28 protein-coding genes are annotated in these 24,567 nt (G+C 65.4%); 14 read left to right on the forward strand and 14 right to left on the reverse strand.

Annotated elements, in window-relative coordinates; all coding sequences use genetic code 11:
* Positions 1-6: 6 nt before the first annotated feature.
* From L942_RS46325 to L942_RS45375, 6 genes are all read right to left on the reverse strand, one after another.
* Complete coding sequence (locus tag L942_RS46325) at positions 7-462, reverse strand: helix-turn-helix domain-containing protein (RefSeq protein WP_374204456.1); 456 nt, start codon at positions 460-462, stop codon at positions 7-9.
* Positions 452-1,441 carry a hypothetical protein gene (locus L942_RS14005; protein ID WP_158684460.1) on the reverse strand — a complete coding sequence of 330 codons (990 nt, stop codon included), beginning with the start codon at positions 1,439-1,441 and terminating at the stop codon, positions 452-454. Before L942_RS14005 ends, L942_RS46325 begins: the two co-directional genes overlap by 11 nt.
* A complete protein-coding gene (locus tag L942_RS14010) occupies positions 1,408-1,731 on the reverse strand; it encodes a hypothetical protein (RefSeq protein WP_037359927.1) in 324 nt (107 codons plus the stop codon). The genes L942_RS14005 and L942_RS14010 overlap by 34 nt, the downstream gene beginning before the upstream one ends.
* Before the next feature lie 251 nt (positions 1,732-1,982).
* Positions 1,983-2,852, reverse strand: coding sequence for a hypothetical protein (locus L942_RS14015; protein WP_158684461.1), 870 nt, complete (start codon positions 2,850-2,852; stop codon positions 1,983-1,985).
* A complete protein-coding gene (locus L942_RS14020) occupies positions 2,840-3,280 on the reverse strand; it encodes an NUDIX domain-containing protein (RefSeq protein ID WP_037359931.1) in 441 nt (146 codons plus the stop codon). Before L942_RS14020 ends, L942_RS14015 begins: the two co-directional genes overlap by 13 nt.
* Positions 3,277-3,483 carry a helix-turn-helix domain-containing protein gene (locus L942_RS45375; RefSeq protein WP_081655060.1) on the reverse strand — a complete coding sequence of 69 codons (207 nt, stop codon included), beginning with the start codon at positions 3,481-3,483 and terminating at the stop codon, positions 3,277-3,279. Before L942_RS45375 ends, L942_RS14020 begins: the two co-directional genes overlap by 4 nt.
* An 806-nt stretch (positions 3,484-4,289) precedes the next feature.
* Here L942_RS45375 and L942_RS44270 point away from each other — a divergent pair.
* Positions 4,290-4,652: a hypothetical protein gene (locus tag L942_RS44270; protein ID WP_158684462.1), complete on the forward strand. Its 363-nt coding sequence runs from the start codon at positions 4,290-4,292 to the stop codon at positions 4,650-4,652.
* A gap of 552 nt (positions 4,653-5,204) precedes the next feature.
* Here L942_RS44270 and tmk read toward each other — a convergent pair.
* The 7 genes from tmk to L942_RS14065 form a co-directional block, all read right to left on the reverse strand.
* Entirely contained in the window at positions 5,205-5,849 is a 645-nt protein-coding gene (gene tmk, locus L942_RS14035; protein ID WP_037359936.1) for a dTMP kinase, read from the reverse strand.
* Complete coding sequence (locus L942_RS14040) at positions 5,830-6,405, reverse strand: 3'-5' exonuclease (RefSeq protein ID WP_037359938.1); 576 nt, start codon at positions 6,403-6,405, stop codon at positions 5,830-5,832. The genes tmk and L942_RS14040 overlap by 20 nt, the downstream gene beginning before the upstream one ends.
* On the reverse strand, positions 6,402-7,553 hold the full coding sequence (locus tag L942_RS14045; protein ID WP_037359940.1) for a radical SAM protein: 1,152 nt from the start codon (positions 7,551-7,553) through the stop codon (positions 6,402-6,404). The genes L942_RS14040 and L942_RS14045 overlap by 4 nt, the downstream gene beginning before the upstream one ends.
* 128 nt (positions 7,554-7,681) lie before the next feature.
* Positions 7,682-8,509 (reverse strand): helix-turn-helix domain-containing protein, encoded by an 828-nt coding sequence (locus tag L942_RS14050; RefSeq protein ID WP_235079091.1) that lies wholly within the window; start codon positions 8,507-8,509, stop codon positions 7,682-7,684.
* 25 nt (positions 8,510-8,534) lie between these two features.
* On the reverse strand, positions 8,535-9,062 hold the full coding sequence (locus tag L942_RS14055) for a DUF6879 family protein (RefSeq protein WP_037359944.1): 528 nt from the start codon (positions 9,060-9,062) through the stop codon (positions 8,535-8,537).
* Positions 9,055-9,363 (reverse strand): hypothetical protein, encoded by a 309-nt coding sequence (locus L942_RS14060; protein ID WP_374204457.1) that lies wholly within the window; start codon positions 9,361-9,363, stop codon positions 9,055-9,057. The genes L942_RS14055 and L942_RS14060 overlap by 8 nt, the downstream gene beginning before the upstream one ends.
* 103 nt (positions 9,364-9,466) lie before the next feature.
* A complete protein-coding gene (locus L942_RS14065; protein ID WP_051165943.1) occupies positions 9,467-10,117 on the reverse strand; it encodes a hypothetical protein in 651 nt (216 codons plus the stop codon).
* 479 nt (positions 10,118-10,596) lie between these two features.
* Between L942_RS14065 and L942_RS42885 the strand changes: the two genes are divergently transcribed.
* The 3 genes from L942_RS42885 (at position 10,597) to L942_RS42890 (ending at position 12,887) form a co-directional block, all read left to right on the forward strand.
* Complete coding sequence (locus L942_RS42885) at positions 10,597-10,989, forward strand: hypothetical protein (RefSeq protein ID WP_235079095.1); 393 nt, start codon at positions 10,597-10,599, stop codon at positions 10,987-10,989.
* Positions 10,990-11,381: 392 nt separating this feature from the next.
* Complete coding sequence (locus L942_RS45380; protein WP_235079097.1) at positions 11,382-12,038, forward strand: hypothetical protein; 657 nt, start codon at positions 11,382-11,384, stop codon at positions 12,036-12,038.
* A 120-nt stretch (positions 12,039-12,158) separates the two neighbouring features.
* Entirely contained in the window at positions 12,159-12,887 is a 729-nt protein-coding gene (locus tag L942_RS42890) for an SAF domain-containing protein (protein ID WP_081655062.1), read from the forward strand.
* Positions 12,888-13,276: 389 nt separating this feature from the next.
* Here the strand turns inward: L942_RS42890 and L942_RS44275 are convergent, their stop codons facing one another.
* A complete protein-coding gene (locus tag L942_RS44275; RefSeq protein ID WP_143271435.1) occupies positions 13,277-13,483 on the reverse strand; it encodes a hypothetical protein in 207 nt (68 codons plus the stop codon).
* Positions 13,484-13,719: 236 nt separating this feature from the next.
* On the opposite strand from L942_RS44275, the gene L942_RS14080 reads away from it, so the two are divergent.
* The 10 genes from L942_RS14080 (at position 13,720) to L942_RS42500 (ending at position 23,315) form a co-directional block, all read left to right on the forward strand.
* Entirely contained in the window at positions 13,720-15,165 is a 1,446-nt protein-coding gene (locus tag L942_RS14080; RefSeq protein ID WP_037359949.1) for a CpaF family protein, read from the forward strand.
* A 17-nt stretch (positions 15,166-15,182) separates the two neighbouring features.
* Complete coding sequence (locus L942_RS14085) at positions 15,183-16,067, forward strand: type II secretion system F family protein (RefSeq protein WP_051165955.1); 885 nt, start codon at positions 15,183-15,185, stop codon at positions 16,065-16,067.
* Positions 16,064-16,957, forward strand: a complete 894-nt coding sequence (locus L942_RS14090) for a type II secretion system F family protein (RefSeq protein WP_037359951.1) — start codon at positions 16,064-16,066, stop codon at positions 16,955-16,957. Before L942_RS14085 ends, L942_RS14090 begins: the two co-directional genes overlap by 4 nt.
* 39 nt (positions 16,958-16,996) lie before the next feature.
* Entirely contained in the window at positions 16,997-17,182 is a 186-nt protein-coding gene (locus tag L942_RS14095; RefSeq protein ID WP_037359953.1) for a hypothetical protein, read from the forward strand.
* Positions 17,179-17,655 (forward strand): TadE/TadG family type IV pilus assembly protein, encoded by a 477-nt coding sequence (locus L942_RS14100; protein WP_235079100.1) that lies wholly within the window; start codon positions 17,179-17,181, stop codon positions 17,653-17,655. The genes L942_RS14095 and L942_RS14100 overlap by 4 nt, the downstream gene beginning before the upstream one ends.
* A complete protein-coding gene (locus L942_RS42895) occupies positions 17,652-18,122 on the forward strand; it encodes a TadE/TadG family type IV pilus assembly protein (protein WP_268745720.1) in 471 nt (156 codons plus the stop codon). The genes L942_RS14100 and L942_RS42895 overlap by 4 nt, the downstream gene beginning before the upstream one ends.
* The gene (locus L942_RS42900) at positions 18,122-18,685 is read left to right on the forward strand and encodes a TadE/TadG family type IV pilus assembly protein (RefSeq protein WP_308196524.1); all 564 of its coding nucleotides are present in this window, start codon (positions 18,122-18,124) and stop codon (positions 18,683-18,685) included. The genes L942_RS42895 and L942_RS42900 overlap by 1 nt, the downstream gene beginning before the upstream one ends.
* Before the next feature lie 41 nt (positions 18,686-18,726).
* Positions 18,727-19,581 carry a hypothetical protein gene (locus tag L942_RS14110; protein ID WP_143271436.1) on the forward strand — a complete coding sequence of 285 codons (855 nt, stop codon included), beginning with the start codon at positions 18,727-18,729 and terminating at the stop codon, positions 19,579-19,581.
* A gap of 117 nt (positions 19,582-19,698) precedes the next feature.
* The gene (locus L942_RS44280; RefSeq protein ID WP_081655063.1) at positions 19,699-20,136 is read left to right on the forward strand and encodes a hypothetical protein; all 438 of its coding nucleotides are present in this window, start codon (positions 19,699-19,701) and stop codon (positions 20,134-20,136) included.
* Positions 20,137-20,294: 158 nt separating this feature from the next.
* On the forward strand, positions 20,295-23,315 hold the full coding sequence (locus tag L942_RS42500) for a BTAD domain-containing putative transcriptional regulator (protein ID WP_037359959.1): 3,021 nt from the start codon (positions 20,295-20,297) through the stop codon (positions 23,313-23,315).
* The last annotated feature ends 1,252 nt before the right edge of the window (positions 23,316-24,567 follow it).

Below are 24,567 nucleotides of genomic sequence, written 5' to 3' on the forward strand. Positions count from 1 at the left end.
CTTGCGCTATTGCCGAAGCAGGGTCGGTGGGAGTGGGCGGCGCGGACTGTGCGTCGAGGGAGCCCGCGCCAGGACCGCTTTCGTCTTCTTTGGTCGGGGTGGGCCATTGTCGGCTTGGGCGGCGCGGAGGCTGATCGCGTTTTGGCCGCCATGGGGCCGGATTGCGACTTTCTCGCGCAGGAGGAGCCGGCGGATCGTGCCATAAGACGCGTGGTGCGTGTCCGCGACCTGCTGGATGGTGGCTCCGCCCTGGTAGTCGCTGACGACTCGCGCGACGTTGAGTTCTCGTTTCACTCCTTGCCGGACAGGGGGCATCGCGACGCCCTGTTGGCGAAGAATCCGGCCTGTCCAGCTCAGAGACAGCCCGTAGACAGCGGCGATCCTCGTGATCGTTGCGCCGTCCCGGTATGCCTGCGCCATTTTCTCGTTGCGGCTGTTCAACTCAGGTGTGCTAGCTGGCATCACGACAACCGATGCTCGGCGCGATGGTATGGGTATGGACGTCGAGCCGGATGGGCTGCTCCCGTAACAGATCTCGGTGCGTGCGGGCCCACAGGTAGGTGCCGCGCAGCACCACGTGTCGGCACCTCCCGATGTCCAAGCCCCGCGGGAAGAACTTCCGCCAGCGTCCGGACGCGACATTCTTGTCGTAGGCCGCGGCCCATTCGGCCAGTTCGCGATCGCCTGTTCCGGCGGTGATCCCGGAGGATGCCGGGTCTTTCTCGAACCACTCGCCGGCGTACATGCCTAATACCAAATCGTCGTCGGAGAACGCTGTTGCGAGGTGTTCGCGTATCCGGCGGTACAGCACGGCCGGAACATCGGCGAGCAGCGGTCCGACCAAGCTGGCGGCCTCCTGTAGTACGCGATTCGCGGCGGCGGTGGTCACGCACGGGATCGTCCAGCAGACGGTCCGGTCGGGCAGCACGTCGTCGAAGACGCGTGCGTCCAGCACGCCCGTGTCCTGGTCCAGTGTTATGGCCACAGCCTGTGCGCGTTGTCGGCCCGGCAGGTGCCGGTGCAGGTTGGTCGGTGAAGCTTCGTCCAGCAGGAGGATCTGTGCTTCGGCCGCGCGCAGCTGTCCGGCAGGCTGCCGTGCTCGTGCGCGGTCACTGAGTTCACGCGCGGCCTCGTCAGCGGTGATCAGTGCCGCGGCGGTGTCGAACTCCCGGCCGTCACCGGTGTGCGGGACGAAAGTAGCCTGGTCGAGCGCAGCGAGCCGGGCCAGTCGCCAGCCGCGGGGATGCGGGTCGCCGGGCATGTCGCTGTCGGCGAACCACATCCGCCACGTGCGTCCGCTCTTGTCGACCGTTTCGTGGACAAATCCCGGAGCGTCGTAGAGTCGACGCCATGTCGGCAGTCCGATGCGGTCTTGCACGGCTGGGGTCCAGTTTGCGTGATCCGGCATCAGCGGCAGCTCCATCGTGTGCTGGTCGGGCATTCCATGAGTCCGTGCCTCGTGGTGATCAGTTCTGTGGTGTTCCAGCCGGTCGGCCTGTCGGTAGTGTGCGACCAGACGACTGTGACCGTCTGTGCCGCGTCGCAGAGGCCGTAGAGCCTGCAGTCGCAATAGAGTGTCGGGTCGGGCTCGTCGAAATTCCGGGTGCAGAAGTCCCTGTGGTGGCTGTTGAACGTGCGGCCGGTCGAACCGGCACCGCTGGTGACCTCGAGGTAGGCGAGCTGGACCGTCTTGGTTCCGGTGCCGCCGTCCGCGTTGATCTCCTGGGACAAGGAGTGCAGTCCACAGTGACAAGCGTTCAGCAAATCTCGTTGCTTCTCATTGGTCGGTGCTGGCTTTCGAGAGCCGCGCGATGTCGGCCGCCGCGGGGACTCGCGTTCTGCGTGCGGCAAGCGGGTTCCGTCGGCCTCTGCGAGTGTCTGCAACGGTTTCTTGCCTCCTGTCTGTCTATCGACGGGCGCTGCTGTGTGCTGACGTCGTCGGGTATCAACGGGCCGCGGCGGTAAACCGGATGACTGGAGCGCTAGTTCTCGCCGTCCGCGTCCTGATTCGGCTTCGTTGTCGGCCGGACCGCATCGGCGAACCTCTCCAGGTCTTCCGGCCAGGGTGCCGGGTACTCCGTCGTACTTTGGCTTTTGGTCTTAGTGGTCTCGGCATCCATGGCTGCGCCCTTCTGCGCGGACGACCAGTACGTGGTGAGCATGTCGCGGACGGCGACCGGAACCCCTTGTGGTCCCAGAGGAACGGTGACGTCCTCGAGGATCTGCCACAGCGCCCGATCGGCCGGCTCGGGATCGACCTCTGCGCCGAGGGTGCGGCGGTGGCGGTCGATGGCCTCGGCGAGCCTGCGCACGGCGTTGCGGTGCCTGCGGTTCAGGGCGGCTGCCTTGTGGTTTTCGTCGGCAGCGGCGGCTCGCGTCTGGGACAACCTGGTCTCGACGAGGCGTTTGAACATGGTGACGCGGACACGCCACTGGCTGTATCGCTGTTCGTAGTGCGACGTCGGGTCGAAGCCCAGTTTGCTGCCTCGTTCGTTGCGCCTTGATCGCCGCGTGCGGAGGTCGTTGTCGACCCTGTGCTGTGTCGCGATCAAGATCGTCCGGACCCGGTCGAGCAGCGGCGGGAGTAGCAGGGCTTGCCACAGTCCGGTCGCGTCCGGGCCGAGGTTGGCAAGGACCAGTTCTTCGAGCTGGTCGTCGCTGCGCCCGATCAGTTCGGCGAAGTCCGGAACTGCATCTGTCGCATCATCGAGGCGACTGCTCTGCGCCTCCCTTGACGTCATCTGGTATCCCAAGGCAGGAACCGGCTCCGAACGCGGCAACTCGCCATCTCTGGCCGAGAGCCAGCCGCGGTTGTCAATCGCTGTGCGGAGTAACTGGGTCATGGTGTCCACGCCCGCCACGGAACGTCGGCGGACAGGCTTCCGGCGGCGAGCACCTCCGCGATTGCCGCCGGGCGCAGCACAGAGACCTCGGCCTCGCCCGCCCACCGGTGCGTACGAGGCCGGTGAACGGTGATGCGGTCGGTGTCGGCGAGCGTCACGTCAAACAGGAACGCCAGCTCGGACGACGACCCGTGCCGGCCTCCGTCTATTTCGTGCTCGACGACGGAGCAGAAGTCGAGTCCGGTGATCGCTGCGTCGATCTGGCCGCGCAGGGTGCGGCGGAGTGCCTGCTCGACGGGTTCGCCGTCGCGGACCGGGCCGCCTGGCAAGACAAAGGCACCGGTGTCGTCGGTGATGAACAGGATGTCTTCGTCGCGGCCGATGAGGGCGTACGTTCCTACTCGTGGCCCTGGTGTGCGGCAGGCGTTGTTGTTCATAGCGGATGTCCCATCGAGTGCTGAGGGCCCGAACCGATCGGCGCGGCCGGGCGTGTCTTGCGGACCCGCCAGCCTCGGTTGCGCATCTGAACTCCGGCCTCGGAAAGAACCCGGTGCACGAAGCCGTACGAGCGCCCGCATTCCTCGGCCAGCGCACGAACAGTCGCGCCTTTCTCGTACCTCTTCTTCAGCTTCCTGCGCATCGCGTCCCGGGCGGGTCCGGTGATCCGACACCCCTTGATGCTGATTGCTGGCGCTGCCAAGGTGTCCCGTCCTTTCTCTTGTTATCGAAATCGGTGCCGCGCGACTAGGCGCTTCCGGGATGAGGAGGCGGCTCGTGCTGCGCATGGTGTCCTTCGCGCTAATGGTTGGCTGGTGCGAGATCGCGGTCCTCGACCGGCCATGCGATCTGCGTCGCGGTCCAGTCGTCCAGCGGCCGGTGGCGGATGACGGAGGGGCGGCTCATCTCGGCCGCCCGATCGTCTGGGAACCCTCCGGGTGCTGCGGGAATTCGCGCCGCGTCCTGCGCGGTACCGGGCCGGTAGATCACGGCTGCTGACTCCTCTCGTACGCGCGGCGGGCACGGTCCCCGCCGGGAAGCACTTGATGCACCACATCAGAACGACGTCCTCGCGAGGCTCCCCGTCGGCAAGGCAGATGACTCCGCAGTCGCTCATCCCGAGCCAGGTGCGCCCGCGGCACAGGATTCGCAGGAGTCTCTGCGGAACCTTGTGCATCACCGCTTCGCCGCGAAGTGAGAACGGCCAGAGTGCGAGGCACACCCTGTATGAGGGCGCATTGGGGCTCTCCCGGAACATGTCAAGCTGCCTTCAACTCAGCGAGCAGTTGGCCCTTGTCGCATTCGCAGAGTTCAGCGAGCGCGTCTTGCGCGGGCCGGGGAACGAGCAGCCGGCCTATTGAGTACGGGGGCAGGTCTCGCAAGCGGATCTCTGCCCAGCGTGCGAGTGGATGTCCCGACCGGGCCAGCTCGGCTAGGTTCACGACTACCGTGCCGTCGCTGATCGCCTCGTCGTACACGCGCTCGAACAAGCGTCCGGGCGGCAGTCCCAATACGTTGCAGTACACCGTGAACCGGGCGACCGTCATCGCGCGCGTTCCGAACTCGTGCGAGGCGATAGTCTGCGTCGCCTGGCCAACACCCATCGCGCGCCAAGTCCTGCCGCGTCCAGTCGCCGATCTCGCGTTCACAACGCAACGCCCTGCCCAGGATCTTCAGGAACCTCGCTTCGACGTCTGCGCGACCGTCCAGTTCACCGTCGGGATTCTCGGGCGCACGGGTGTCCTGCTTTCGCCCATCGTCGTTTGTCATGACGCCCTCCTGCCGCGCTGGCTTCGTCCGCGAACGCGATGAGGCCGCCGAGCCGGCGGGGGCCGGCGATGCCGTCCGGTTGGACCGCCCTGGACGAGCACAAGAACAGCCCGCCGCTTCTCGCTCTGCCGCATACGGGACAGGTGAATGAGCCGAGCGCACTCGACGCATTGAGCGCCGGGGGCCGAGATAGCGAGCGAACACTCCAGCTGACGACCGCAGACGGCGACGAGGGGTACGCCGTGCTCGCGAGACTCGTAGAAGGCCTCGTCGGTGACCTGATGCTGCATGCCGTCGCGCCCGCAGGTATAGGGCGTCGTCCACAGGCGTTGGACTGGTGCGGCCATTCCAGACACCTCTCATCCGGGGTGGAGCGCGGTGGAGGCGACCGGTCGGGGTCAGCCGCCTCCACCGCGGCTATGGGGCGGCAGACAGGCGAGGGCGCCTAGGCTTTCTGCCGCTGGGCAGAATGTGAACGCCGTCGGGCTCGACCTCGCCCGTCCGCCGCCGATTTCCCCGAAGGCATGCGCGCCGCGCGGCACGAAACACCGCCGGGGTGGCTACTGAGTCAGAGCTGGACGTTGCCGTGACCGATCAGGTGGCTGAATCGGCGGGCTCGAGCATTGCATTCAGCTCGTCGCGGATGATCGCGGCAGACTGCTCAGGCGGACGGTTTGAGCAATCCAGGGTCAGAACGGGGAAGCCGACCTCATCCAGCATCGTGCGAGCTTCCCGGTAGAACTTGGTCTCCGTGCGGCTATTGCCTGGCGGGCTCTGGAAGCGGTTGTGCGGTCCACGTGCGTGCAACCGTTCCGAGATCACGTCGGGGTCGGCCTCAAGGATGACCGTAAGGTCCGGTCGTTCGACTTCTTCGTTGATCTGCCAGAGAAACACGGGGTCCACGCCGTCGAAGCGCTGGACGACCAGCCCCGATGCCAGGTACCGGTCGGAGATCACCACGTGGCCAGTCTGAATACGTGGCTTGATCTCGGTTTCCACGTGGTGATACCGGTCAGCCGCGTACAAGCATGCGAGAGCGTGACCGGTGACAGTCGGTGTGAGTTCGGCGGCGAGCTTCCCGATCGGGCCGTTCGACGGCTCCGCCGTCACGTGCACGTGACGGCCCTCCGCAAGAAGAATCTGTGCCAGATGCCGGACGATCGTCGTCTTTCCCGCACCGCCGGGGCCGTCGACGCTGATGAGCAGGCCGCGGTCGAGATCAGAAGAGGACGGCGTCATCTTCGTCACCTCGCTCCGGTCGTTCGCGGAGTGCTTCGAGCGATCGCCCGGCCGCGACATGAGCAAATAACCGGGCGGTCACCGTCGTGTCGTACGCGGCGCGATGCGGCTGCTGCATGTCCTCCAGCCCAGCGTCAAGCCCGAGCTGCCTGACAAGCGATCCGAGCTTGTAAGTCGGATGGCCGGGCAAGAAGCGCCGCGAGAGCTTGAGCGTGTCGAACACTTCGGGGCATTCCCAGTCGCCAAGTTCGCGCTCCAGCACACCGACGTCAACATGGGCGTTGTGGGCGATGAGCGCGGGGGCGTCCAAGGCCTTCAGCACCTCGGCGGCGATTTCGGCGAATGCGGGAGCTCCTGCTACCTGCTCATTGGTGATCCCGTGGATCCGCTTCGCGAAAGGGGTGATCGGCCGGCCAGGCCGCACTAGCCACGAGACGGGCTCGCTGATGCTTCCGTGTTCGATCCGGACAGCCGCAATCTCCACGAGATCGGCGGGCTGTTGGCCGTTGCCCTCGACATCCACGACGACGTAGCTGAGTGCAGTCCAGTCAGTCATGCTGGAACTCCCGTCCATCCAATGTCGGCGCGACCATGCCGGAGCGCATGGTGAGGGTGTCTCGCGTCGTGCACCTGAAACCCGAGCGCGTGCTGGAGGAAGTACCGTGGCTGCTCAGTTTCCAAGCCGGACACGACGACGGCCCGCTGGGAAATGTCTACGACCTCAAGGTCGCGCGCCTCGGGCAACACGCTGGCGCAACGGTGTACATCTTCTGTTGCTGGCACGCGTTGCGCCCCGGCACACAGTTCTCTCTGCGGGAGCGGGCAGATGTCGCAAAGTTCCCGAATGCCGTAGTGACCGTTGTAGTCGGGCAGGCCATGCGCGTACGACACGGCACAGGAAGTCTTGCGGAACAAAGCAGCCGAGTCAGCAAACGCATCGAGGACCCGGCGTTCCAGCGTCTCGGGCACGATCTTGCGGCGTGCAGTATCGGTATAGGGCTCGGGGATGCCGTTGGCCTTGTAGTACGCGGCGATCTGGTCGCGGTAGAAAAGTCCAGTGAAAACCGTAGCGTCCGCGTGCCGGCTCAACTCGTACGCAATGGAGAGGTGCTGATCGGTGTCGTTCAGGCCGGGGACGAGCGGACGCCAATAGAGAATCGTCCGGTACCTTCGCCGCACCGGTTCGCTCATCAGCTTCAACGACTCGGCTGCGACGTGCGACGGGTACGGTTCGATCTTCGGGTCGTCGATCCCTGAGTAGGTGAACAGCAGCGTCAGCTTGACGTGGCGAAGCTGGTTCAACCGGTCGATGTCGTAGGGCTTGAGCTGGTGCCGCGTGATGACCAGCACGTGATTGGTCAGCTCGCGTTCGTCCAGATCTTCGAGCACCGCATACGTGTGCGGGCGGACCTTCGGCAAGAAAGGCTCGGTGGCCCGGTTGAACAACTGGACCGGTGTGACGTGCGGTTGAAAATACCGGTGGTTGACCAGTTCGTCCACCGCTTGCGCGTCCGGCATGAGCGCAACAGGCTGATCCTTGTCCCACAACCCGTAGGTATGCCGGATGCAATATGCGCATCCCAGTGGGCATCCCTGGATGTGGTTGAGGCTCAAGCCGCTCTTTCGATATTCGACCACCTCGCGCGCACTCTCGGAGAGGAGGCCGATCCGGTCCTTGCTGAGCAGGGGTACTGGCGTAATCACGTAGCTCGTCTCCAAGGTCGGCCGGGGCGGACTCAGGGAGACTAGGCAGGTTCACGTGCGCGAGAAAAGCAAGTTGCTCGTAGTTGCACGCAACAAGTCAAACAGTTGATGATCGGAGCAACGTGGCGCTAGTCCTGCGGCAGCTGCTCTGCGAACTCGTCCATGACGCGCGTGATGATGGCGCGAGCGGCACGGCCATAGCTGGCGACAGCGGCGAGTTCGCTGAAGACGTCCGAGTACAGCTCGATCTCTTGGGGCTGTGCGAGGTTGAGGGCCGCGGAATATGTCTCGACCAGGACCTTCTCCTCGTCGTACAACCAGAACCCGTGCCACGGTGCTGCGGTGTACTGGGTGTCAAATCCGATGATCCCGAGCTTGACGTTGGGGAGCGCGGAGATCGAGACCAGGCGATCAAGCTGGCCGAGCATGACCGGCACAGTTGACAGGCGGAAGCGCAGAGCCGCCTCGGTGAGGACGAAGTGGAAGCGCTTGTCCGGCCGGTAGAAGATGTCCTGCCGCTTCAGGCGGCCCGCGACTGCGTCGTTGATGTCGTTGGCGAGCTTGAAGACACGGATGCTTTCGGCGAAACGCGCGCGAGCGTACTCGGAGGTCTGAAGGAGCCCCGGAATCACGGTCGACTCGAATACGCGGAACAGCTGCGTCTTTTGATCCAGTTCAGCAAGCGAGTTCTGCCGCGGCCGGATGCCGCCACGAAGAATCCGCTGCCACTCGGCGTGCTGAACTTCCAGTGTGCGGAGCGACGCGAGCAGTGCAGGAGCCTCGTCCTCGCGCCCAGTCGCCTTCGTCCAGGACTTGATGTCGTCTTCGCTGGGTTTCTGCTTGCCGTTTTCGATCTTGGAGATCTTCGAGAAATGCCATGACAGCGACTCCGCGAGCTTCCTGCCGGTCAGACCGGCTTGTTCGCGCAGCTCGCGGAGCCGACCGCCGAGCGCCATGCGCGCCTCATGGACGTTCGAGGGATCAGAGGCCCTGTTGCTTGGCAAAATCGTCCCGCCGTACCGCGTGATGCCAGGCTGCATCACGCCAGTAGTTGTGTTGAACTACCTGCTCCGGGTCTTCGACGACCTCGCCGCCTAAGAATCCCATGCGATCGTCGAAATGCATCCGAACCAGCAAGCGCGAGTCGAACAACCAGTAGTCATGCTTCGGCAGCCGGTCGGCACGGGTTCGCGGAAGGTAGCGGATGTCTTCGCCTGCTCCGCCGGTGAACTGCGAACACCACACGCCGAACCGGCTGTAGTCCGTGAGCGGCATTGAGACGATGCGCACGCGGCTGAAGAGCCGGCCCGCGGCCTTCGCTTCGCGGATCATGTCAAGCCAGCTCTGCATCCAGGGCAGGTCGTCCGGCTCGCCGGCGAGGAATTTGCGCAGGGACTCGTTCTCGTACGTCGCGTCGTACTGATCGAAGGTCTCCAAGCGGAAGGCCGTGTGCTCGAAGCCATGGAAGAGTTGCCTGAACTCCGGTCCTGGCTTGATCAGCTCAGTCAGCGTGTTCCTCCTTCGGCTCCTGCTGTGCGTAGCGTTTGGCGTAGAACTTCAGGACATCCTCGGGGATCTCGATCAGGGTCTCATGATCGGGGACCGGTCCGATGGCGGCCAGCGCTTGCGGGTCAGTCACCCTCCATCCCTGGGCAATGTAGGTGGTGCGGTCAGTCCGGTCAGTGGCATAGAGCGTCGGCGAGTTGTCGACCTGGGATTCGGGATCCTTGCCGAGGAACGTAACGTGCATCATGCCTCCGTTTCGAGCAACTTCCATCTTGTTGCTCACCATGGTGACGCACGACACCATGACCGTCAACGGTGAGAATGCGGGTCCTTGGGCTGAAGCGCGGGATCGCTGCCCCAGGGTTCGCTGTGCGTACCCCGGGCAGCTTGCCGGGAATCGACGGGAGTCAGCGTACGACCGTCGATGACCCGAAATATAGGAGGAACGGCAGTGCTCCGGCCAGGAGGAACGGGCCGAGCGGGATGTCCCCGCTCGCGCCCTGCTTCCCGACGATTCTCGCGGCCCCGACAACGGTGCCGCCGAGGAGCCACCCCGCTGCGAGGCCGGCCCAGACAGCCTCCCAGCTGATCCAGCCGAGTCCAGTTCCGAGCAGTCCTGCCAGCTTCATGTCGCCGCCGGCAATTCCGCCCAGGGCGTACAGAGCTCCGTTGACAGCCAAGGCGACGGCCATCGCCGAGGCTGCTCGCGCAAAGTTGCCGCCATGAGCATTCAGAGCAGCGTCGGCCCCCAGCGAGATTCCTAGAACCGCGAATGCCGTGCCTAAAAGAATATTCGGCAGTTTGTGCACGAGCAGGTCGATTGTTGCCAGCGGCACACCGAACCCGCCAATGCCGCTGTACGCGACCAGTTCCAGGGACCAGTCGAAGCGGCACGCGAGTGCGGCGAACACGATGGCTGTCACGGCTTCGAGCAAGCCAAGGGGCGGCGGTGCTGTGGCGGGCTCGCTCGCAGCGGCATATCGGATGACTATCGGGCGCAGCATCAACGCGAGCGCTGCGCCAACGAGTGCCCAGCCCAGGACCGCAGCGGTCTGCATGGCGATTATGGCCCGTAAGTATTCGAAGTTTTCGGGCGAGGCTGGTTCACGAGGTGCCCCCAATCAGCGCTGAGTAGCTCGTCATCAGCACTACCAGATTTACTACTCGCCAGTTGGGAAACTCGCACATTGCTAGTTCGAATGGGTGAACGTTGAAGGCAGAGTACCATTCCGACTTCCGGGTCGGTACTTCCACACCTTGCAGTCAGTATGGGTACGCAAGGTAGACCTGAGCCAGGGCACTCGGCAGAAGTTCGAGTGAGAGGAGTGGAGGGGTGGAGTCCGTGGTCTCCCAAAGGGCATGTCGGCCAGCAGCGGTGTTTTCGAGCGTCATCGTCGCTGCCTTGGCGGCTGGATGCAGCGCGGGCTCGCCGTCCGATCCTGCTCCCGCTGGCTCCTCCGAAGCTCCTGGAGCGCCTACGTCGGCAGCCGCACCGCCAGCGTCGACAGCACCGGCTGACGCCGCACGTCAAGGAGCGGTGGCGGCATACCTCGGGATGTGGGAAGACATGGCCGCCGCGGCGAAGACATCAAACTGGCAGGACCCGCGCTTAGGGCAGCACGCCACTGCCACGGCACTGACCAACATCACCCGCGGCCTGTACGCGGACAAGGCGAATGGTCTCGTGACCAAAGGGCAGCCCAAGAACTCACCCAAGGTGTCATCCGTCGAGCCGCCCACAGACCCGACAAAGGTGATCGTCGCTGACTGCGGCGACGACAGCAATTGGCAACATTATCGTGCGGACAACGGACAGCCGGCCAACGACGGCCCGAGCGGACGTCGGCAAATCAATGCCGTTGTCGAACGGCAGGGAGACGGCGCATGGCGGGTTACCGACTTCGGAATTCACGAGGTCGGGTCATGTTGAGGAGAGCTGCGCTGATTGCGGGGACGACCGGATCGCTGGTGCTCGCAGGAGCAGCCCCGGCGTTGGCGGGCGGCCCTTGGGGATCTGCGGATTGCCAGCAGACTCCGTCCCCGGCGTGCCAGCTCGGCGCGGGCCAAGGCGGTACTGACGGCACCCCCGGGCGAGTCCCGTCCGGCCCCGGCAGGAATCCGGGCCGACAGGGCGGAGGTCAACACGATGACCAGCCGGACACCGGCGACCGAGTGATCGGCCCGAACGACAAGAGCGCCGACTGCGGATACCAGCGCTCGGACTACCGGCCCCCGGCGGGTGGAACGATCACCGCCGCCTATCGGCCATCCGACCGGGAACGCGGCACTGAGGTCCGGCCTGCGGTGTTTCGCCTGGCGAGCGTGCGGACGGCACCGTTGGTGCACACCGCCGCGCGGCCTCTGCAGGCGCAAGCCAGCCCTGGTCAGGGACCGGGCGCGTGGTACCTGTACAAGTGCTCCGGCCCTGGCTTCTCGGATGCGCTGTACCGGACGCCGATCTGGATTCCAGACAGCCAAGCGCCTGGTCCGGCTCCGCTGCCGTCGCCTGCGGAACTAGCGCAGGCCGCGCGCAACCAGCTCCGATTGCCGAGCCCCACGATCGCGGCGAACCCGCGCCGAGATCAGCTGGTGGCCCTGCCGACGTGGTTGTGGTTGTCGAGCGGCTGGGATCAGCAGTCGGCCACGGCCTCCGTCCCCGGGGTCTCGGTGACCGCGGTCGCGAAACCGACCTCGCTCGTGTGGTCGATGGGCGACGGATCGAAGGTGACGTGCGGCAGCGGCGGCACCCCGTTCCCTGCCAAGGGCGATCCGAAGGCAGCGTCGCCGGACTGCGGTCACACCTACCGGACGTCCTCGGCCGGGCAACCGAACAACGCATATCCGGTCACAGCCACCGTGCACTGGGCGGTCTCATGGTCCGGGGCTGGCCAATCCGGAACATTCCCCGACATGACGACCACAGGCAACGCGGCGTTCCGCGTGGCGGAGAGCCAAGCGCTCAACACCGGCGGACGGTGATCCGCAACGGGGCACGCGCTCCGCGCTGACAACCACAGAACTCAGTCCGAACAGCCACCGCGCCGCAGACGGCGTCGCGGCGCGGTGGCGCCATGCCTGAAACCAGAAGGGAGGCCGGTCATGAGCACACCCCCCTCGACACGCACGGACACCGCTGGCACGGCGACCGCGCCACCGGACGCCTGGGCCCAGCGGGGAGGCAAACAGGAGCCGCCGTCGCGCTGGAAGACCGTTCGCCCGTCTCGGCGGATTCCGTACCTGCTGCTCGGTGTCGTGTTAGTGATCGCCTGCGCCGCCGCGGCGGTGATCGTGTCCATCCAGCTTGACAACCGACAGCCGGTTCTGGTGTTGGCTCGTCCGGTCACCGTCGGCCATCTGTTGTCCGCACCGGACTTTCGGCAAGTCTCCGTGTCTGCCGATGTCGGGCTCGACGCAGTACCGGCCGCCGAGTCGTCCACTGTGGTCGGTCGCCCTGCGGCGTTCAGCTTGCCTGCCGGCACACTCCTGACCCGTGGCTCGCTGGGGCCGCCGGCGATCCCGGTTGACGGCCAGGCAATTGCCGCGGTGGCATTGAAAGCCGGACAGTTCCCGCCAGCGCTCGCACCTGGTGCGCGGGTCGCTGTACTGGTGTCTTCTGGTTCAGCTTCGACCGGGACAGCGAGTAGTAATCCCGGACAGGTTGCGGTTCCGATCGCGCAGTGGACTGCGACGGTGAGCGATGTCGGTGCGGGCCCGGACCCGCAGAGCACGGTGGTCTCGTTGCAGTTGCCAGAGGCGAACGCCCGCCAGCTCGCCGCCGCTCCGGCAGGCCAGGTCAGTCTCGTCGCATTGAGCGGAGGCGGCGGCTGATGTTGATCGCTCTGTGTTCGCTGAAGGGGTCGCCCGGGGCGACGACCGCCGCTCTCGCGCTGGCGGCGCGATGGCCGGCCGAGCAGACACCGGTCGTGGTCGAGTGCGATCCTGCGGGCGGAGACCTGGCCGCGCGGTTCCGGCTGCCCTCAGCGCCTGGGCTGGTGAGTTTGGCAGCCGCAGCACGCAAGAGCGCGGAGGCGTCGGTGCTGTGGCAGCACGTCCAACGCCTGCCGGCTGGACTTGGGGTGATCGCCGGTCCGGTTGGTGCGGAGCAAGCTCGTGCTGCCTTGGGCGTTCTCGCGCCACGGGGCGCTTCGGTCTTGCGCGCCGCAGGTGATCAGCCTGGCGTGGTGGTGCTGGCCGACTGCGGTCGAACAGCCCCTGATTCACCAGCTCTGCCGATCATCCGGGCGGCTGATGCGATGGTGCTCCTGGCTCATGCCCGCGATGACGAGCTGTCTCATGTCGCCGGCAAGCTCCGAACCGCGGCGACGTGGAATTCGCGACCAGGCTTCGTTCTTGTCGGTGACGGCTATGCCACGGCCGAGGTCGAACACGAACTCCAGATCGGGGTCTTGGGCAGGCTTCCTCACGACCCCAAGGGCGCTGCGGTGCTGTGCGGGTACAGCCGGAACGGGCCGAGTCCGGACCGCTCGGCGCTGGGGCGTGCGGCGTTGCGGCTGGCGCACGGGCTCGCCTCGGCGCGACGTCTGCATGCTGCGGCGAATGCGCCAGCAGCCTTCGGTGCCCGAGCGAACCACTCTCGTGGTCCAGTCGCCACGCCGCTGTCTCTGCATCGAGCGCGGTCGTCGACGAACGGGACGCGCCCATGACCTCGCCGCACATCTACCCGGGCCAGCAAGCCTCACCTAACGGTGTGTCGATGCCACCGAACCTGCCACCGCCCACCTCTTCATTTCCAGGGCCGACGAGCGTTCCTGGCGTCGACCCTCGCCACGCCGCGGCCGTGGATCGGCTGCGCGTTCATCTTCGCCGAGAACTGTCTCGGCAGTTGTCCACCCGTATGCAGGCCGACGACGATGCCGGCCGTCCTGCGATGGAACCGGGCGAGCGGCGTCGGATGGCGCAGGCGATTCTCGCTGATGCCGCGGAAAAGCAAGCACAGCACGAACTTGACACCGGCGGGGCGGTAGTGCCGCAGGACGTCGAGCAACGTGTTGTTTCCGCTGTGTTGGACGAGATCTTCGGTATGGCTGGCCTCGAGCCGTTGCTCGCGAATCCGGACATCGAGAACGTCAACATCAACGGGGACCGAGTGTTCGTGCGTTACGCCTCAGGCCTGCGGGAACGCCTGCCTCCGATCATCGGCTCTGACGCCGAACTGGTGGATCTGATCCGCGATCTCGCCGCACGCTCCGGTGTGGAGGAACGGCGCTTCGACCGCGGCAGTCCGATCGTCAACTTCTCCTTGCCTGGCGGCGAACGTGCGTCGGCGGTGATGGCGGTGACGGCCAGGCCGTCGCTTTCGATCCGCCGTCATCGGTTCGCTCGAGTAACGTTGCGGGAACTGCGGGAGAACGGAACGGTCGACCTGGCGCTGGAGAACTTTCTCACGGCGATGGTGCGGGCACGCAAGAATGTGCTGGTGACCGGCGGCGTCGCGATCGGCAAGACGACCCTGCTGCGAGCGTTGGCCTCGGCAATCCCGCCGCACGAACGGCTCGTTACCATCGAGGACGTCTTCGAACTGGGACTCGACCACGACCCTGGTCATCCGGATGTCGTCGCGATGCAGGCGCGCGAAGCCAACGTCGAGGGCCAGGGCGAGATTTCACAGTCCGAGCTGGTGTGGCAGTCCCTGCGAATGAGTCCGGACCGGGTCATTGTCGGCGAGGTTCGCGGCCCGGTCGTCATTCCGCTCACCAACGCGATGTCCATGGGCAACGACGGCTCGATGGGCACGCTGCATTCGTCCCTGTCCAGCGGTGTGTTCACGAAGCTCGCCGCCTACGCGGTCCAAGGGCCTGAACGCCTTTCGCTGGAGGCCACGAACCTGCTGGTTGCTTCCGCGCTGCACTTCGTGGTCCATCTGGAGAAGCCCCGGGGCGAGGACGGCAAGCGAGTCGTGTCCTCAATCCGCGAAGTCGTCGGTGCGGACGGCACTCAAGTGATTTCGAACGAGGTGTGGCGCCCAGGGGCTGATTTCCGCGCGATTCCCGGCATTCCGCTGCGGACGGCCACGGTGGACGACCTTGTCGACGCGGGCTTCGACCCGGATCTGTCGGGCCGGGCTGAAGGGTGGTGGAAGCCGTGACTACGACCACCGCGTTGATGGCACTGCTCGGAATTGGTGTCGAACTCGGTCTGCTGCTGATTGTGGCCGCCTGGCGGGGCGTCACTGTGCGCTGGCCTCGTTGGAGCCGGCGCAACAGAGGACAGACCGGACGGGATCCGCTCCGGACGCGGTGGCTGCTCGCGGCCGCGGCAGTGGGCATCGTGGTCGCCATCGCCACGGGATGGCTTGTCGGGGGCGTGCTGGCGGCAATGGCGACCTGGGGCTTGCCGCGGGTGCTCGGTTCGGACAAACAACATGCCCGAACTGTGGCTCGCATCGAGGCGATCGCGTCGTGGAGCGAGATGCTGCGCGACACACTCGCTGCGGCGGCGGGGTTGGAGCAAGCCATCGTTGCCACTGCGGAGACCGTGCCCGAGGCGATTCGCCCGGAGATTCACGAGCTGACGTTCCGTCTCGAACGCGGCGACCGGCTAGCTGCCAGCCTGCGGCACCTGGCCGATCAGCTCGCTGATCCGACGGCCGACCTGCTGATCAGCGCTCTGGTGCTGGCCTCGGAGAAGCAAGCGCGTCAGCTGGCCGAATTGCTCGGCGAACTCGCGACCGAGACTCGTGAGCAGGTGTCCATGCGGCTGCGGGTGGAAGCTGGCCGCGCTCGCACCCGGACCAGCGTCCGGATGATTGTCGGAGTCACGTTGGCGTTCGCCGCCGGGTTGACCGCGCTCAACCGCGGTTACCTGGCTCCCTTCGACTCAGCCTTCGGACAGATCATGCTCGCCGTCGTCGGTGCGCTCTTCACGCTGTCGTTTCTGTGGCTCGCCCGCATGGCTCGTTATCAGACCCCAGACCGGTTCCTGACTGACCTTGACGCACTGCGCGGCCGCGACGGCGCGACAGCGTCCACAGGGGAGGGGCAAGCATGATCACCGCATTGGCAATCGGAGCTGGGTTCGGGCTCGGGATTTGGGCCATCCTGGTATGGGCAGTGCCACCGCGTCCCGGTCTGGCCTCACTCCTGCGGCGACTCGACAACACGCCTACGCCAGCACCGATTACGCCACTGGAACGTTCTGGCTGGGCGACCACGCTGGGAAAGCCGTTCGTCGGGCTGTTGACCGCAGTCGGGCTGCCCAGCCCTGTCGTGCGCAAAGACCTCGCCATGACCGGCAGGCCTGTCCCTGCCCACCTGGCTGACAAAGCGGCACTCGCGATTGCCGGGCTCTTGCTGCCGACGCTCGTCTCGGTCGCGCTTGCGCTGCTGGGCATGCCCCTGGCTTGGGAGGTATCGCTGATCGCGAGCTTGCTTACCGGGTTCATCGGATTCTTGCTGCCCGACATCACGGTTCGGCGCGCCGCCGCGCGCCGACGGGCTGACTTCCGCCTCGCGCTGAGCGCCTATCTGAATCTGATTCGGGTCACTCTCGCTGGGGGTGCCGGAGTGGAAGGCGCTCTTACTGACGCAGCCACGGTTGGCCGTGGCCGCTCGTTCAACCAGATCCGACGTGCGCTGACGATCGCAAAAGTCACCCGCGTCACCCCGTGGGCCACCCTTCGCGCACTCGGGGCCGAACTTGACATCCGCGAGCTCGCCGAACTGTCCGCGTCAGTCAGCCTTGCAGGCACGGAGGGCGCCCACGTCCGCGCGTCCTTGCAAGCCAAGGCATCCGCACTGCGGACACGGGAACTCACCGAAGCCGAGGGCGACGCGCAAGCTGCCACCGAACGGATGAGCCTGCCCGTGATTGTGCTCTTCATCGGTTTCCTCTTGTTCATCGGCTACCCGGCTGTGGCTGCCGTGCTAGGAGGGGTTTGAAAGCCAGGTATCGGTAATCGACACTTATGGGAGGAAACAATGTTGACGCCAATTGTTCTCTTGTGGAGCTTCGTCAAGGACCACGTGCGGCGCCTGCGTGAAGACGAAGGTGGGTACACCACGGAAACCGTACTCGTCACCGCCGCGCTCGTCGCTCTGGCCTTGGTCGTGATCGCTTTGCTGGTGAAAGTGGTCACCGATAAGGCCAACAGCATCCACATGTGAGTCCGCCGATGTGGATCGATGGTGACAGCTCGCCGAAGGCGACAACATCTACGACGCCACGGCTGTTGATGCGTGGAGGGTTGCGTCAAATCTTGGCGGACGAGCGTGGCGCGGCCACGGCAGAACTCGTGCTCGCTACGCCTCTGTTGCTGCTTCTGATCATGTCGATCGCGCAGTTTGCGTTGTGGATGCACGCTTCCCATATTGCTCAAGCCGCCGCATCTCAAGCCCTGTCGACTACGCGAGTGCTGGGCGGGACTACCGCGCGCGGGCAGATCGAGGCCAACCAGATTCTCCAGCAACTCGGCAGTGGCCCGCTGCGCGATCCGCGCGCCATCGTGAGTCGAAGCCCGGACCGGGCGGCAGTGCACGTGGAAGGCAGCGTGATCCAAGTCGTTCCTTTCCTGACACTGACTGCCGAGGGTGACGCTGTGGGTCCGGTCGAACGCTTTCGCTCCGGAGCCCAGCCGTGAGCGCGCGGCGAGTCCGTTATGGACAGCGGTTGCGCTCGCTCCGTGACGACGAGCGAGGATCGGCCGCCGCGGAGTTGGTCCTGCTCACTCCGGGTCTGATCATGATGCTCCTGTTCATCGTCTTCTGCGGACGAATGGCGGATGCCACCCTGCGGCTTGAAGACGCAGCTCACCAAGCAGCACGTGCGGCGTCTCTCGCGCGTAACGTGACCAACGCTCGGAACGACGCTCACGCCACTGCGTCCGCAGCGCTGGCCAATGCCGGCATCACGTGCCGGAGTCTGGCCGTTACCGTCAATACCGCGGGATTTCAGCCAGGGGCCACCGTCAGCGTGGAAGTCACCTGTACGGCGGGACTGTCAGACCTCGCGCTCCTCGGAATGCCGGGAAGCATTCAGCTCTCCGCGTCATTCTCGTCCCCTGTGGACACATACCGCGGCGTCGCCGCCAATGCCGGGGGTACCTGATGTTCGGCACCTTGACCGTCCGGCTGCGACGTCTGCGCGCGGATGAAGACGGACGAGTCACCGCATTCGTCGTCGTGCTGGTCACCGCAATCATCGCATTCAGCGGACTGGTACTCGACGGCGGCCTTGCCCTGGCCGCGAAAATTCGCGCGATCGGCGAGGCGCAAGAGGCTGCCCGTGCCGGAGCGCAAGCCATCGACCTGTCCGCCTACCGTTCCAGTGGAGCCCTGCGGTTGGTGCCCAGACAAGCAACCATTCTGGCGCGCCAGTATCTTGCTGCCACCGGTGAAAGTGGCAGTGTGTCTGTAGCTGGCAACACCGTCACTGTGACCGTGACTGTCAGCCAGCCAACCCAACTACTCGGGTTCGTCGGGATCGGTTCGATCACTGTTACCGGCACAGGACAGGCTCAGCCGCAACGAGGAATGTCCGGCGAAGACCGTGGACTCGTGGTCTCGGAAGGGATTCCCGGTTCGAGCGGAACCATGGGCAGCAGACGATCGCCGCTCAAATTCCCTTGCTGCAGCTTCTTTTCAGCCGCCGTCGAGAGGAAGCCGCGATGAAAGGCCACAGGCAGTCCGCCGCGGCGAAGCCGGTGAGAGTCGTGACGTTCGTCGACGGACCGGACTCCGTGCTGTTGAACCCGTACGTCCCGCCGTCGCGGTGGCGCGCCGAACGCGTCCGCGCCGCGCTGCACCCACAGGTCGTGATCGGTGTGCTGGGCGGTATTGCCTTGACCGCCGTCGCAGTGAGCTCGGACCTGGGCGTTGCCTTGGTCTGCGCCGGAGTTCTCGCGGCGGGAATGGGCGTGGTAATCGGCTGGGATCGTGCCGCCGGATTGCTCACCGAGCATGACCACGACCCTGCCTCCTCGTGCCGGCTGGAACGCCGACGGGGCGAGTTCTTCTTCCGCAGCCGCGACTTCACCGGCCTCGGCGCAACCGATACCGCAGCGCGTGCCATGATCACGGGCGTGGACGAGCTGCGCCGCAGCCCGGCCCGTGCCTGGCTTGGCTCCACTGTCCCACGCGAGATGCATTGCATCGTGTGGCAGACACTCCAGTTCCTGGACCGCACCCGCGCAGCCCGCAGCCTCGCCGACGAACTCGCCGGCGCGCCCAAGTCCGCAGTCGGCGAGCTGGGTGCCGTGGCACGCGAGGCGGTTGCTGAGATCGAGGACGTCCTTAACGAGGTCTTGCTTCACATGCGCAGCTGCCTCGTGTTGACTCGGGCATGGGAAGCGAAGCTTCGGCATGCCAAGCTGGCTGCAGGCACTGAGGCAGCCCTTGCCGCCTTGCCCGAGCACTGCGAGGCCCAACAGTTGTTGCATACCGCGGAAACGTTGGCGCAGCACATGTTCAGCGGCATCACCGCTGCCCGCGACGTCGTTGACGCCGGAAGGTTTCCGTGGGAACAGCCGGTCGAGTCGTGGCCGTCGTCAGAGGGGCATTGCCGATGAGTGCGTTGTCGAGGAATGCCCGTATCACCTGCTGTGGACCGACAGCGGCGAAACCCCGTCGCAACGACGTGCCGCCGAAAGCTGAAAGTGCCGCGCGTCAACGGAGAAGGGAGAAAAATGGCCACCGGTGAGGAGATCGAGCGCCGCGTCGAGGAAGTCGACTCTGCTCGCAGCGCACGACGATCAGCCGCAGCAAAGCAGGTCGGTGACCTCGCGGAGAGGCGATCGGAGATCGCTGGCCAGCTCGCCGCGATCGAAACGCAACTCGGCAAAACCTTGGCCGCTGCCAACGACGTTATTAGCATCGACGAGCTTGCGCAGTTCACCGATGTATCTGCCACTGACCTGGCTCGTTGGTTCGATGGTCAGAAACCCCTTCGCGTCAAAAGCCAGCGATCGAAGGCCAGCGCGGCAGCTGCGAAGGCGGGTCGGAACCACCGGCCAGAATCGACGAAAAGGACAGCAGTCCATAAGTCATCTGCGGCGTCAGAGGTGGGAGCGACTAGCGCCACTACGACGGAGGCGCGTGCACCTGTCCCGCCGACGGTGACCTGACCTCGCTACTCGGCGCGGCACAACTGTGCCGACGCTGGTGGATACCACATCGAGCACGATTTCCACATCGCCACGAAAACGGGCAAGTCATGACCGCGACATCAGAATCAGCGCAACGGAAACCGGCCCGACCATTCGCCGCTGGTCACCGTTCCTGGTTGGTCCTCGCCGCCACGGTCCGAGTGCTTGCCCGTGCTCTTCGCGCTCTGCTGGCAGTCGTCGTCTTGCTTGCTCTGATTGGCGGCTTGCCTACGGCACTCGTTCAATTCATCGGCTGGCCATTGCCCGACCACTTGCCTGCCTGGGACGAAATCCAGAACACCCTGCTCGCGCCGATGTCACCTCAGTTCCTGCTCGACGCCCTGGCTTGCGCGTTGTGGCCCTTGTGGGCCCGGTTCACGTTCGACGTGCTGGCCGCGATCCCGGACGTGGTTCGCTGCGCGCCTTGGCAGCGCTCAGGGGGAAGCGTCCGGGATGGCCCGCTACACGCAGCCGCGGGCGTGCTGGTCGGGACGATCGTGTTCTCCATCCTCAGCAGCCGGACAAGCGCCCCGACCACAACGACACAGGCTGCCGCGCTCGAACCCTCCGCAGACGGACGCACCACCATCGCGACGGCGGTTCACCGTTCTGAGATCCTGTCGACAAATAGACCCGCGATCGTCACCGCCGCGGCGCATACTCGAGCTGCCACGGCGAGCCAGCAGGACATGGAAACTGTGCGGCCACCTGAACACGGTGTGCACGACAGCCTGTGGCGGGTCGCTCAACGCTGCCTTGGCGACGGCAATCGCTGGCCGGAGATCTGGAAGCTCAACCGTGGCACCACGCAGATCGACGGGACGGTGTTCACCACGCCGAGTCTCATTCGGCCAGGTTGGCAACTGCGGTTGCCCGCGCTGACATCCGTCTCTCCCGCGCCGCCCCCTGTCGCAGAGCACCCCAGCCCGCCCGATCCGCCACAGGCACCTGGCCCCGACACACAAGCCCCTTCAACCCCGCTGCCGTCCGTTCCTTCGCCGCCAGCCAAAGCCGCTCCTGCCGCTGCCGTTCCTGGCATTGGGATCTCATTGCCCACCGGTGCTTTTGTCGGCCTGGGACTTGCCGCGCTGATCACTGTCGCGATGATAAGTGTGCGGCTGCACCGCCGAAGCCGTTATCGGCCCAGTGCAGCCGAACCTGATGATCCGGGCGGGGCCCCGGTCGTACGTGCTCTGCGGATCGCATACGACTACGCAACGCTGCCCCACGACGGCGAGAATGCGTCGCGCATCTCGCAGCAGCCCTCCGGTTTCGCGCGGCCTGCTGACCTCGATGCGCGTGACCGCGCGCAGGCCACCGCGCGCGCAGCGTTGCCCACGCAAGAGACGACCGTGCTCGGCCTCCGCGAGGGACAGGCTGTCGCGCTTGACCTCGCCCGCAGCTGCGGGCTCGGACTCATCGGCCCCGGTGCCCACGCCGCTGCGCGTGCCCTGATCGTCGCCCTGCTCGCGCCAGCGGTGAACGGTGGCCAAGGTGCATTCGTGGTCATTCCTGCCGCTGACGCCGAAACCCTGTTCGGTACCGACCTGCCTCTGGGGGCGCCTGCCCGGCTCCGCATCGTTGACGACCTGCCGGCCGCGCTGTCAGTCCTGGAAGCAGAACTCCTCACACGCGTCCGCGACGACGAAGCCGACCAGGAGCATGACGCCGACGACAGGGCGCATGCGGTGCTGGTCGCAACGCCCGCGGGAGATGTCGAGCGACGAATGCAGGCCATCCTCGACAACGGCGCCGGTCTCGGCTTGGCCGGCGTGCTTCTCGGCCAATGGCGTCCCGGCGGCACCGCGCGCGTCCGCAACGACGGCACCATCGGAGCGACCAGCCCGACTCTCGCCGATGCTCTGGGCGGTGCCCGCTTGTTCACCCTGCCCGGAACCGACACCACAGAGCTGCTCGCCCTCCTCCACGCCGCAGAACCGGATGACTCGGAGCCGCCCGGACAGCCTGCGGCCGAGACGACCTCCGTGCGCAGGAGCGAAGACGCCCCCGCACGCCGTGCGGCGTTTGCTGCCACCGACGACGCCGGTGCGGACTGCCCGACACACCAGACGAACTTCGAGTTCATCACCGGCGGGGCGCACGAACCAGCACCCGTAATGTCAGCATTGCCAGCCTCGCCACCGGCGCGCCGCGCGATCGACATTGCTTCCCCGGACGCCACCACCGAGCAGGAAACCCCCGAACTTCCGCCCAACAACGATCCTCGACCCCCGCCGCGTGCCCCTATCCCACCGCGAACAGCCGGCTCATCGAAGGACGGGAAGCCCGCGACCTCTCGGGCAGGCGACGAGCAATCGACCGGTCGTCCGTTGCTGCAAACACCCGCCCACGCCTCCGTGCAGCTCAGCGCCGACGAGGACACGCCGCTGCATCTGCAGGTGCTCGGCCGACTGCGCCTGATGCGCGTTGAACCGAATCCCACCGATCTCATCGAGTGTCTTGCGCCGCGCCAGCGCGAAGTCCTCGTTTACCTCGCGCTGCACCCCGAGGGCGCCCGTCGCGAGGTGCTCGCCGCGGCGCTCTGGCCCGACGCACCAGGCGATCGCCCCTACAATTCTTTCCACGCAACCCTTTCCCAGTTGCGCCGTGGACTGCGTACTGCGACAAGGAATGAGATCACCAACATCACCGCTAACGACGACGGGCACTACGCGCTCGACCGCTCCGTAGTCACGGTGGACCTCTGGGAGGTGTTCGACGCGCTCGCCCTAAGCCGCCACGCAGCAATCGGGACCGACGCGGAAGCCACCTTGCGACGCGTGGCCGAGCTGTACCGAGGCGACCTCGCTGACAGTATCTCCGCAGACTGGATCGACGGACCACGCGAAGCAATACGCCGCGAAGTCCTCGACGCACTCAGCGCCTTGATCCGCACAATCGGCGATGGTGACCCGAAGCAAACGCTCGCACTGCTCGAACAGGCCCGCAGCCTCGATCCGTACAACGAGGCCATTTACCGAGACCTGATGCGAATCCAAGCTCGGCTTGGCCAGTACGACAGCATCTCGCGCACGTTGAGCCTCCTGACCAACTCGCTAGCTACGCTGGACCAGCGTCCTGGCCGCGACACCATCGGGCTCGCCGACTTCTTGCGCCAGCCTCGTGGCAGCCAACGACGAGGCCGAGAAGCGAGCTGAGCGGCAGTTCCCGGTCAGCTACCTGCGTCCGGGCGTGGGGCTAGTCATCGTCCCTCAGCATCATGGTCGCGTTGCTGCGCACGTGGATCTCATCGTCAACCAGGACAGCCACTACCGGCTTGACCAGAACGATCCTGACCGCCGACCTCTGGCGGGCTCCAGGACGCGATTACCGCCAGTCGCCAGGCCTCGGCAACGGCCGTCGCGGCGACGAGCCGTGTCGCCGAGCGGTACCGCGGAGGCCTTGCCGAAGGCATCTCCGCGGAATGGATCGACGGGCCCTGCGACGTCCTCGGCGCACTCAGCACTTTGGTTCGCAAGATCAGAAACCGCAGCCCCGGACAGGCACTCGCCCTGCTGGAACAAGCCCGCCACCTGCATCTGCTCACGCATCATTGGCCGACCTCGACCAACGCCCCGCCCCAAGCGCAGCCTTGTGGACGCCCTGCAGCAGCCGAGAAATCACATATCCCACTGGGCAAGCCAGCTTAATCAGCCCAGTGCCTCGCGCAGCGGATAACCGTGATTCCATCGCGAACCCAACTATCGAAGGCTATCAAACGCGAGCCAACCTCGTTATACTGTGCTGATTCCTCGCGGATACTTTGAGCGTCGTGACGTGAACGTATTTGTGTGATTCCGGGAGACAGCGGAGGCGATCCGCGGCGTGGCCCGAGGCCAGTGCTCTGCAGCGTGTACAACCAGCACGGAGCCGGCGGCGAGCCCGTACGCCTCTCGCCCGTCCATCTTCCTCTCCACCTTCCTCTGCGTCTTCTTCTTCGGACTCCTCTTAGAGAGGAGTCGGGACGTCAAAGCCTTGTTGCAGATCAAGGCTAGGCGGCCCCTTCCTCCGTGTCCTCCGACTTCGGTGCCGGCAGGCACGTGAACAGTCGGCTTGGGTGCCGTGTTGGCTATCTGATGCTCGCACCGCCTTCCGTCCGCAAGTTCCGTTGTGCTGTAGCCATCTTCTTCTTCATTCTCATTCGTCACAGCTTTTCTTCCATTCTTCCTTCTTTTTCATCCTAAGTGACTGCATAGCTCTTTCCCTCTTTTCCTTGCCCGCAAGATAAAACCTAACGATACAGAAATATGACCTCATAGATGTTGACAACCACATAAACGGCGTGGCTGCAAGTGGTGTGATTCGAAAACGGCAAGATATCCAAAGAGAAATTCGTACCGAATCCAAGCTGTGCGGGTTGCGGGCGCGGGCGCTGGCTGCCGCTGTGCGGGTTGCGGGCGCGGGCGCTGG

It is taken from the genome of Amycolatopsis orientalis DSM 43388, from assembly GCF_000411975.1.
GTDB lineage: Bacteria > Actinomycetota > Actinomycetes > Mycobacteriales > Pseudonocardiaceae > Amycolatopsis > Amycolatopsis orientalis_D.